This is a genomic window from Aneurinibacillus danicus (genome assembly GCF_007991215.1).
Taxonomy (GTDB): Bacteria; Bacillota; Bacilli; order Aneurinibacillales; family Aneurinibacillaceae; genus Aneurinibacillus; species Aneurinibacillus danicus.
Map to the genome: position 1 here is coordinate 1 of NZ_BJXX01000211.1, position 10,161 is coordinate 10,161.

Sequence of the window (10,161 nt, forward strand, 5' to 3'; positions counted from 1 at the left end):
ATTTGTAAAAGCATAGCCATACGCCCTATCCCCTGAACAAAAGCTGTCTTTGCTTCAGGGGATTCGGCATACATACAAGAAATGTATGCATAGATCATAATGAACAAGGAGGCAGTTTCATGATTACTGTAACATTCGAAAAAAACGGCGCATGGCATTTGGGGGTGAAAACCGAGAAAGGCATACTTGACGTTTCTGCCTTTGCGGAAGAAACGGGCGCAGAGGGTGTACCGCTGTCCGTTGACCAGGTCATCAAAAGCGGAGAAGAAGGAAAACAGGCGCTCAGCCGCCTTGTTGATCAGGCGCTGTCAAGCGAAGCCGTTCATTTTCTGACTGAAGAGGAGCTTGCATACGGACCGTGCGTAACCAATCCGCAAAAGATTATTTGCGTCGGCCTAAACTATAAAAGGCATGCCGAAGAGTCCAATATGGCTTTGCCGGAGGCCCCGCTGCTGTTCAGCAAATTCAATAATACGCTTACCGGACATAGACGGGAGGTAAAACTGCCTGCGGCGTCCAAGCAGGTCGACTATGAAGTGGAATTGGCTATTGTGATTGGAAAAGAAGCAAAAGATGTAGAAAAAGAAGAAGCATTGTCTTACGTCTACGGATACTGCACGGCCAACGATTTATCCGCCCGCGATCTGCAGTTCAAAAGCTCGCAATGGCTGCTCGGAAAAACGTGCGACGGATTCAGTCCGATCGGTCCGTACCTCGTCTCCGCGGATGAAGCGGGCGACCCGCAGAATCTCCGCATCCGCACCTGGGTCAACGGAGAAGTGCGGCAGGATTCTAACACGTCTGATATGATATTTTATTGTGACGAAATTGTAAGCTATATTTCCAGGCACATGACGCTTTATCCGGGCGATATTATTTTGACCGGCACACCGGAAGGCGTCATCCTCGGACTTCCGGAAGACAAACGGGAATGGCTTAAAGACGGCGATGAAGTCACTGTTGAGATTGAAAATCTGGGACGACTCACGAATACGATGAGAAAATAAATACGTGTTGAGTAGGCTTCCCCTGGTAACAGGAGGAGGCCTTTTTACTGAATTCTTCATTGAAAAATCAAACACTTACCCTTACAATGGAAGTGTATTAAAATGCAACATTTGTTGTGAAGGAGACTGCGTATGGCGCGTATTTTAGTGATCGCCCCTTATCCGGGATTGAAAGATTTGTTCTTGCAAGTAAACAAAGAATTAAAGAAAGAAATGCATGTAGAGGTAGGAGATTTGCATAAAGGCCTAGCCATCGCAAAAGAAATGGAGGGACACGGGTTTGACGTAATTGTCAGCCGCGGAGCCACGGCCCGTCTGCTCCGTCAGCACTGTAACCTCCCTGTGGTGGAAGTAAAGATTTCAGGCTATGACATTTTGCGTACCCTTACGCTGATAAAAGGCTATGAAGGAAAGATTGGCCTGATGAGCTATTTTAATACCATCCAAGGAGCGGATGCAATCGGAACGCTGCTGGATATGAACCTTTCTTTCTTTCCCATTAACCATGAAGAGGAAATCGAGAAGGGAATCCGCCAGGCTCATGCCGAAGGAATCCAGGTCATCATCGGAGACGTTATCAGTACTTCAGTGGCAACGCGTTTCGGACTTAACGCCATTTTGATTACATCAGGCAAAGAGGCGGTTATTGAATCGCTGGAAGAAGCGGAGCACATGAGCTTCTATACGAGGAAAGAAAAACAGGAGAAGGCGCTTCTTACATCGATTATCAATGGCTGCGAACAGGGGATTATCGCTGTGGACGGAGACGGAAAAATGATCTTCATGAATGAACAGGCAGAAAGGCTCTTCGCCACCAGAGCGGATCAAGAGATTGGACGGCCGGTTGAAGAGCTTCACCCCCAGCTTCAGATTGCGGAAGCGCCAATAGCTCAGGCTGATCCCGGGGAAGAAGTCGTTATGCTAAACGGCGAAAATATTGTAATAAGAAAAACTCCTCTCGTGACGAACAAAGAGGCGGGAGAGTGGATGATCACACTGCAGGAGATTAGCCGTATCCAGAAAGCCGAGAGCCGCATCCGGTATAAGCTGCTTCCCGCCCCGCTGCAGGCGCATATACACTTTAATCATTTGGTTGCAGTTAGTGAAACAATGCACAATCCCATTGAGACAGCCCGTTTCTTCAGTAAGAACGCTTTTCCCGTATTAATTTACGGAGAGCCTGGAACAGGCAAGGAAAGCATTGCGCAAGCCATTCATAACGAGAGTGAACGCAAAGAGGCTCCATTTGTATTTTTTAATTGTGAGGCCTACTCTGAGGACCAACTGGAGATCGAAATATTTGGTCTGAGCGGGACAGGGGAAAAGCAGGGGATTTTTGAAACGGCACATAAGGGCACACTATTTATCGATGCCATCGGTCGTCTGCCTCTATCCATTCAAGCTATGCTTATCAATGTGCTGCAGGAAAAAAAGGTGACCCGTCTAAACGGAGAACATCCGATTCCTATTGATGTTCGCATCATTGCGGCCAATGCCCGAAACCTTCAACTGGAAATTGAGGAAGGGAATTTCAGGGAAGATTTATTCTATTTGCTGAATGGGGGAGAGATTAGCGTTCCGCCGCTTCGTGAGCGCAAAGAAGACATTCCTGAACTAGTGCGCTGGTTTATCGCCTCGTTTAATGTGAAATTTGGCAAGCAAATCGCCGGGATACGTCCAGAGGTAATGGAGCGGCTTTTGCAAGCGTCGTGGCCGGGAAATGTACAGCAGCTTCGAAATACGGTAGAGAAGCTGTGTATGGCCTCCGCCGGTCCTTTTATCGAAGAAGAAGAGGCGAACAGCATACTTGACCGCCTTTTCGCCGAAGCTAATACCCGTAATCATTCCAAAGACCGTTATCTGGACATCGCAGGCAAAACATTAGAGCAGATGGAAAAAGAGATTATTCTTCGCGTATTGGAAGAAGAAAACCACAATCAATCCCATGCCGCCAAGCGGCTCGGCATCAATCGTTCGACGCTCTGGAGAAAAATAAAAAATGAAGAGATAAAATAGCAGGCGCGCAGCCTGCTATTTTATTTGTTGCAATAAAAAACAAAATTTATAAAAAAACTATTGAAATTTGCAACTGATTGTGTAAATTATAATATATGAGAATTAGATACCTTCTAAATTATCTAAAATATCTTCTGGAAGGGGCATAATGAAACTTTTTAAAGGAAAGGTGGTGATGCCATTGGCGAAACTTTTGGTCATTGCCGATGATTTGACCGGTGCAAACGATACAGGGATGCAATTTGCAAAAAGAGGGTTTAATACGGTTTCACTGCTTGAAATAGAAAATCCGGTAAAATCGCAAAGCATCGATGTTCTCGTTTACAATGCAGAAACCCGTTCCCTTGCCGCCGCTGAGGCATATGAAAAGATAAAGGACGTTGTACCATCGCTTTCTCTTTCCGACATGCCGTATATCTACAAAAAAGTAGATTCTATGATGCGGGGAAATGTCGGTGCGGAAATTGACGCGTTGCTTGATATGGAAGCGTTTGATATTGCGCTTGTCGCCCCGGCTTATCCAAAAAACCGGCGAATAACGGTAGGCGGCTATCATCTTGTAAATCATCATCTGCTGGAAGACTCAGAAGCGGGCAGCGACGCAAAATCGCCTGTTCGTGAATCGCACCTTCCCACATTGCTTGAGTCGCAAACAAGGCGTTCCGTCGCTCATCTCGATATAAGAGCAATAAGGAAACATGAGCTAATCGAAAAGGTACAGGACTGCATCTCACAAAACCGGCGCATCATCGTATGTGATAGCGCTTTAGAAAGTGATTTGAAATCGATTACAGAGGCCTTGTTTTCAAGCGGAATGCACGTACTGTGGGTAGGTTCCGCAGGGCTTGCGGAATGCCTGGCCGGTATGTTGGAAAATTCCGTTGGAATGATCCCGGACAGCGAAGAAACAGCAGAGCATGAAAATCATCCTGTATTTTGTATAGCTGGGAGTGTAAGCGCTGTAACAAGGGGGCAGCTTAATACACTCTCAAACTACAAAGAGTTTGCCTTTGCTACCGCTAGATTGTCCTGTTTATTCAGCGAGGGAGAGCGCAGGAGGGAACAGGATCGCCTGGTAGAATACATCGTCAATGCGGCGCAGGAAGGCTATTATCCCGTGCTGACAACAGAGACTTCTGCTGAAGCGGAAGCTGCCACTAGAAAGTGGATGGAAGCACATAATGCAAACAGTCTTGAGGCCGGAAATCTTATCGCGGACTTTCTTGGAGAAACGGGAGCGAAGGCGGTAAGCCGGTACGCATTTAAAGGATTGGTCCTCACCGGTGGCGACATCGCCTACCGAACATGCGAGCATCTTGGTGTACAGGCCTTGCGTATACTCGGTGAAGTAGAAGAGGGAATTCCGCTGTGTGAAATCATAGGAGGGCAGGCTTCCGGACTTCCGGTTATAACAAAAGCGGGAGCGTTCGGAAATCCTCATTCATTGTTTCATGCAGTGCAAAAAATAAAAAATAGTGCAATAAGAGGGGGAAATTTTGTATGAAAAAATGGTTAAGCATTCTTGCGGTAGCATCAATGACGCTTCTGGCGGCCTGCGGCGGAGGAGGGAGCGCTTCGACCGATTCGAAGAGCGCCGGTTCCGGGGAAAGTGGAAGCGTCATCACACTGAAGGTTGGCCATACGCTTTCTGACACGTCCCATTATCAAAAAGGGATGGAAAAATTCAAAGAGCTGGTGAAAAACAAAACAAACGGACAGGTTGACCTTCAAATCTTTCCGAACGGATCGCTCGGTGGAGAGCGCGATATGATTGAAGGGCTGAATGTGGGCAGTATCGATATGGTACTGACATCCACCGGACCGATGAGCGGCTTCGCTCCGGAAGTAACCGTAGTTGACCTTCCGTTCTTGTTCCGCGACGCCGATCACGCACATAAAGTGTTGGACGGCGAAATCGGAACAGACCTGCGCAAGAAAGTGGAAGAAAAGACAGGCGTGAAAACGCTGGCATGGTGGGAAAACGGATTCCGCAGTGTAACAACCAAAGATAAAGCGGTACAAAAACCGGAAGACTTAAAGGGCATTAAAATTCGGACGATGGAAAATGACATCCATATGGATTCTTTCAAAGCGATGGGGGCGCAGCCGACTCCGATGGCATTTACGGAACTGTTCACCGCGCTGCAGCAAGGCGTAATTGACGCAGAGGAGAATCCGATCCCGGTTATTATGACGTCCCGTTTCTATGAAGTGCAGAAGCACCTGACTCTGACACGTCACTTCTACAATCCGTCGCTGATGTTGATTTCAAAAAGCAAGTTTGACTCGTTAACCCCGGAACAGCAAAAAGCGATCGAGGAAGCTGCTGTGGAAGCCGGCAAATACGAGCGTCAAGTCGTCCAGGATATGGAGAAGCAATATCTCACCGAACTGAAATCCAAAGGCATGGAAATCATCGAAAATCCGGATCTCAAGCCGTTCCAGGATGCTGTAAAACCGGTATATGAAAAGTACGAACCGCAATTTGGCAAGGAATTAATTGATAAGATTCGCAACACACAATAAAACTTGCAGGCGGCGGATAGGGAAACCTATCCGCCCGCTTATCCGAGAGGTGAACTTCCATGCAGTCCTTCATCAAAGGAATTGATAAAATCAATGCGTTTCTGCGCTATTTTGCCGCTTTCTTACTTGCATTCATGTCCGTGTTAATCGTTTATCAAGTATGTGTCCGGTTTTTGGGACGTTATATGGAATTGGAACTGCCGCGGTGGACCGAAGAGCTGGCCCGCTATTCCATGATTTGGCTCGTGCTTATCGGCGCTTCGCTCGCCGTGCGTTACAGCGCGCTGATTGGCATGGAAGCCATTGCGGAAAGGTTAAGCGAAAAAGCGCAGCGTTTACTGAAAGTTTTAACACTGATTCTTTCTATGGTCTTATTTGTGGTTATGATTGTGTTTGGCTTTGAAATGTTAAGTCACGTATCGGCCCAGCTTTCTCCCGGACTTAAGCTTCCGATGTCCATTCCGTATGCGGCCATTCCGATCGGCGGCTTCTTTATGCTCCTGAATGCCGTTGCCGTGCTGCTGGAGACAATAAAAGGCCAGTCAAATAAGGAATTCTTTAAGGGGAGTGAATAACCATGGCAGGTACGATGTTTATTTCTTTGCTTGTCCTTTTGCTGCTGAGCGTACCGGTCGCAATTTCACTCGGTCTGGCCTCCAGCATCGCTTTTATGCTGGAAGGAAATATGCCGCTTGTCGTGTTGATGCAGCGGATGTTTTCGGCGCTTGACTCGTTTCCGTTGATGGCGATTCCTTTCTTCATCCTGGCCGGTTCGCTGATGGAAACCGGCGGCATATCACGGAGATTAGTGAATCTTGCCAACTCATTGGCCGGAGGACTTACCGGCGGCCTTGCGGTGGTCACGGTTATTACCGCGATGTTTTTCTCGGCCATCTCCGGGTCCAGTGCGGCTACGACGGCGGCGCTCGGTTCCATTCTTATTCCTGCGATGGTAAAAAGAGGGTACGATGTCGGATTTGCGGGCGCTACCCAGGCGGTGTCCGGCGAGCTGGGTGTTATCATCCCCCCGTCCATCCCGATGATTCTTTTCGGCATTTCCGCAGGTGTATCCATTGGGGATTTATTTATAGCCGGTTTTCTTCCGGGGGTACTTATCGGACTTTCATTGATTCTGCTTGTTTGGTATTTGGCTAAACAAAAAGGCTACAGAGGGGAAGAAGGCATTACCTGGGCCATGCGGGCGAAGGCATTCAAAGAAGCGTTTCTTGCACTTTTGATGCCGGTGATTATTCTCGGCGGTATTTACGGCGGTTTCTTTACACCGACGGAAGCGGCCGTTGTAGCGGTGGTTTACGCTTTTATCGTCGGCGTGTTCGTTTACCGCGAAGTAAAATGGAAAGACCTTGTAGATATTTTTTCCCGTTCTTCCATCACGACTTCTATCATTATGATTATTATTGCCAATGCCGGAATGTTTGGCTGGATTTTGACGCGGGAACAAATTCCGCAAAAAGTCGCCGAAATGTTTACCACATTTTCGGACAGTCCTTATGTTTTCTTGATTCTGGTGAATATATTGCTTTTGTTTGTCGGTATGTTTTTTGAAACATCGGCATCGATTATTATTCTGGCTCCGCTGCTGACGCCGGTCGCTATGGCACTTGGTATCGATCCGGTTCACTTCGGCATGATTATGATTGTCAACCTCGCAATGGGCATGGTGACTCCACCGGTCGGCGTAAATTTATTCGTAGCCTGTCAGATTGCAAATATAAAACTGGAACGGCTAACCAAAGCGCTGCTTCCGTTCTTCTTTGTGCTTATTCTGGATATTTTAATTATTACGTACGTACCTGCGATTTCTACATGGCTTCCTTCCTTATTAAAGTAGAATAGCGGGCCGGGAAAACAAAAAGGGGGAAGAACTGTGAAATTTCCTCGGATCGCAAAGATTAAACAGCATTTCAAAGGGCCGGTCGTTCACGATATTGCTGAAGAAGTCGCCCGCCAATTTTCAAAGCTGCGCATGGCTGAGACCGTAAAGCCGGGAATGCGCATCGCCATTACCGCCGGGAGCCGGGGAATCGCGAACATCGCCCTTATTATCCGTTCCTGTGCGGATGAGATCAAAAAGCTGGGCGGCATTCCGTTTATCGTTCCCACAATGGGCAGCCACGGGGGCGCTACGGCGGAAGGGCAGGTAGAGGTTCTCGAAAGCCTTGGCATTACCGAAGAATATTGCGGAGCCCCCATCATTTCTTCCATGGAGGTTGTACAGATTGGAGAAACGCCGGATGGCATGCCGGTGCACATGGATAAAAACGCATGGGAAGCGGACGGGATTTTATTAATGGGCCGCGTAAAAGTGCATACGGATTTCAAGTCACCCATCGGCATCGAAAGCGGCTTGATGAAGATGGCGGCCATCGGACTTGGCAAGCATAAACAGGCCTTATTGATTCACAGCCATGGGGTGCGCGGCATCCGTGATATGATGCCGGAAGTGGCGCAGGTGATGCTCGATAGGGCAAACATCATCTGCGGAATGGCCATCGTAGAAAATGCATTCGAACAAACCGCCATCCTGGAAGCCATTCCAGCGGCGCAAATTCCTTCCCGTGAGAAGGAGCTGCTCGCCATCTCGGCTTCGTTGATGCCGAAGCTGCCGGTAGAAGATATTGATATTCTGCTGGTAGATGAACTTGGAAAAAACTACAGCGGCACCGGTATGGATACGAACATCATCGGCCGCATTCGAATTCAAGGGGTGGAAGAACCGCTATCACCGCGCATTAAATATATTATTGCGAGCAATGTAAGCGAGGAGTCGCACGGCAACGCGCTTGGAATTGGGTTGGCGGATCTGACGACACAGCGCCTGTTTTCGCAGATTGACTTTAAGAAAATGAATGAGAATGTCATCACCAGTACCTTTCTGCACCGCGCGATGATTCCGATCGTAATGGAGAACGACCGGGCGGCGATTGCAGCCGCTATGCGTGCGAACTGGGGAGTGGAGGCGGAACAAACACGGTTCATCCGCATTCCGAATACGCTTCACCTTGAATACATGTATGTCTCGGAATCGCTTCTGCCGGAGCTTGAAGGCAGATCCGATATCGAAATTCTTACCGGGGCTGAAGAAATGCAATTTGATGAGCATGGATACTTTTTGAAGTTTAATCACGAGTAATCGTAACCAAAGGAGTGGATAGAGCATGAGTACAGATACAAATACCATCCAAACGTATGGACATTTCATTAACGGCGAGTGGCACACACCGCAGGAGACCATTTCCGTAGTCAACAAATATACCGGGGAAGAGTATGCACGTATCGGGAAAACAACCCGTGAGCAGGTTACACAGGCAGTAACGAACGCGCTTGAAACGTTCCAAACCAAAAAGCTGACTCCATACGAGCGTTATGAGATTCTTATGCGTGCGGCGCAGATTTTCGGCGAAAGAAAAGAAGAACTGGCCCTGGTGCTTGTTCGTGAAGTCGGCAAAACGTTGAAAGACGCCCGCGCGGAAATCGATCGCGGCATCCAGACTTTCATTGCATCCGCAGAAGAAGCCAAGCGCATCAGCGGAACAGGCATACCGCTCGGGCAGCCGGGCAACGAGAATAAAATGGCGTTCACCATTCGCGTCCCTGTTGGGGTCATCGGAGCGATTACGCCGTTTAACTTCCCGTTCAATCTCACCGCACATAAGATCGGACCGGCGATTGCCGCGGGCAACACGGTCGTATTGAAGCCGGCGGAAGTGACGCCGATTATTGCCTGCAAGATGGCGGATATTCTGGCGGAAGCCGGTCTTCCGGCAGGATATCTTAACGTGGTAAACGGGTTGGGCCAGGAAACGGGGCAATACCTGCTTGAAGACGAACGCATCGCTTTGTTCACCTTTACGGGGAGCGCCGGTGTCGGCCGTCACATCAAAAGCACGACAGGCATCCGCCGGGTTACGCTGGAGCTTGGCAACAATTCGCCGAACATCGTACACGCAGATGCGCCCGATCTGGACAAAGCGGCCGAACTCTGCGTAACACGCGGATATTCGAATGCGGGACAGGCATGCATTTCCGTGCAGCGCGTCTATGTCCATGAAGATATTTTTGATGCCTTTGTAGAAAAAGCAAAAGCAGTCGCCCAATCGTTGCGCGTCGGTAATCCGGAAGACCCGGACACCGATATCGGGCCAATGATTTCGGAAAAAGAGGCGCGGCGTGCAGAAGAATGGATTAAAGAGGCCGTAGAGCAGGGAGCAACCGTTTTGTTCGGAGGGAACCGAAACGGAAGCGTGCTGGAGCCTACCATTCTTACCGGTGTAACGCCGGAAATGAAAGTCATCTGCGAGGAAGTGTTCGCGCCTGTTATCAGCCTCATCCCTTATCGTGATATCGACGAAGCGTTCGCACAGGCGAATGACAGCCGTTTCGGCCTGCAGGCGGGACTGTTTACGTCAAACATCCAATTAGCCATGCGTGCGGCGCACGAGTTGCAGTTCGGCGGTGTCATCATTAATGATGTTTCTACCTATCGAGCCGATGTCATGCCGTACGGCGGAGTGAAAGACAGCGGCATCGGAAAAGAGGGACCGCACTACGCGGTACAAGAAATGACGGATGAAAAGATTGTAGTCATTAA

8 protein-coding genes are annotated in these 10,161 nt (G+C 48.8%); all 8 read left to right on the forward strand.

The genetic code is table 11. The features are described from left to right. Positions 1 to 119: 119 nt before the first annotated feature. Positions 120 to 1,007: a fumarylacetoacetate hydrolase family protein gene (locus ADA01nite_RS20520; RefSeq protein WP_146812299.1), complete on the forward strand. Its 888-nt coding sequence runs from the start codon at positions 120 to 122 to the stop codon at positions 1,005 to 1,007. A 132-nt stretch (positions 1,008 to 1,139) separates the two neighbouring features. Then, a complete protein-coding gene (locus ADA01nite_RS20525) occupies positions 1,140 to 3,023 on the forward strand; it encodes a PrpR N-terminal domain-containing protein (protein ID WP_146812300.1) in 1,884 nt (627 codons plus the stop codon). Between the two features lie 181 nt (positions 3,024 to 3,204). Beyond that, positions 3,205 to 4,527, forward strand: coding sequence for a four-carbon acid sugar kinase family protein (locus ADA01nite_RS20530; protein ID WP_146812301.1), 1,323 nt, complete (start codon positions 3,205 to 3,207; stop codon positions 4,525 to 4,527). Next, entirely contained in the window at positions 4,524 to 5,549 is a 1,026-nt protein-coding gene (locus tag ADA01nite_RS20535; RefSeq protein ID WP_146812302.1) for a TRAP transporter substrate-binding protein, read from the forward strand. The genes ADA01nite_RS20530 and ADA01nite_RS20535 overlap by 4 nt, the downstream gene beginning before the upstream one ends. Positions 5,550 to 5,608: 59 nt before the next feature. Then, the gene (locus tag ADA01nite_RS20540) at positions 5,609 to 6,124 is read left to right on the forward strand and encodes a TRAP transporter small permease (protein WP_146812303.1); all 516 of its coding nucleotides are present in this window, start codon (positions 5,609 to 5,611) and stop codon (positions 6,122 to 6,124) included. Between the two features lie 2 nt (positions 6,125 to 6,126). Continuing rightward, entirely contained in the window at positions 6,127 to 7,401 is a 1,275-nt protein-coding gene (locus ADA01nite_RS20545; RefSeq protein WP_146812304.1) for a TRAP transporter large permease, read from the forward strand. 36 nt (positions 7,402 to 7,437) lie between these two features. After that, positions 7,438 to 8,703, forward strand: coding sequence for a nickel pincer cofactor-dependent isomerase, group 22 (locus tag ADA01nite_RS20550; RefSeq protein WP_146812305.1), 1,266 nt, complete (start codon positions 7,438 to 7,440; stop codon positions 8,701 to 8,703). Between the two features lie 25 nt (positions 8,704 to 8,728). Then, a partial coding sequence (locus ADA01nite_RS20555) for an aldehyde dehydrogenase family protein (protein WP_146812306.1) occupies positions 8,729 to 10,161 on the forward strand: 1,433 nt, incomplete at its 3' end.

What these genes read in the sequence shown, in the direction of transcription:
- ADA01nite_RS20525 (WP_146812300.1), top strand. Translation starts at nt 1,140, where the DNA reads ATGGCGCGTATTTTAGTGATCGCCCCTTATCCGGGATTGAAAGATTTG.
- ADA01nite_RS20540 (WP_146812303.1), top strand. Translation starts at nt 5,609, where the DNA reads ATGCAGTCCTTCATCAAAGGAATTGATAAAATCAATGCGTTTCTGCGC.
- ADA01nite_RS20520 (WP_146812299.1), top strand. Translation starts at nt 120, where the DNA reads ATGATTACTGTAACATTCGAAAAAAACGGCGCATGGCATTTGGGGGTG.
- ADA01nite_RS20535 (WP_146812302.1), top strand. Translation starts at nt 4,524, where the DNA reads ATGAAAAAATGGTTAAGCATTCTTGCGGTAGCATCAATGACGCTTCTG.
- ADA01nite_RS20545 (WP_146812304.1), top strand. Translation starts at nt 6,127, where the DNA reads ATGGCAGGTACGATGTTTATTTCTTTGCTTGTCCTTTTGCTGCTGAGC.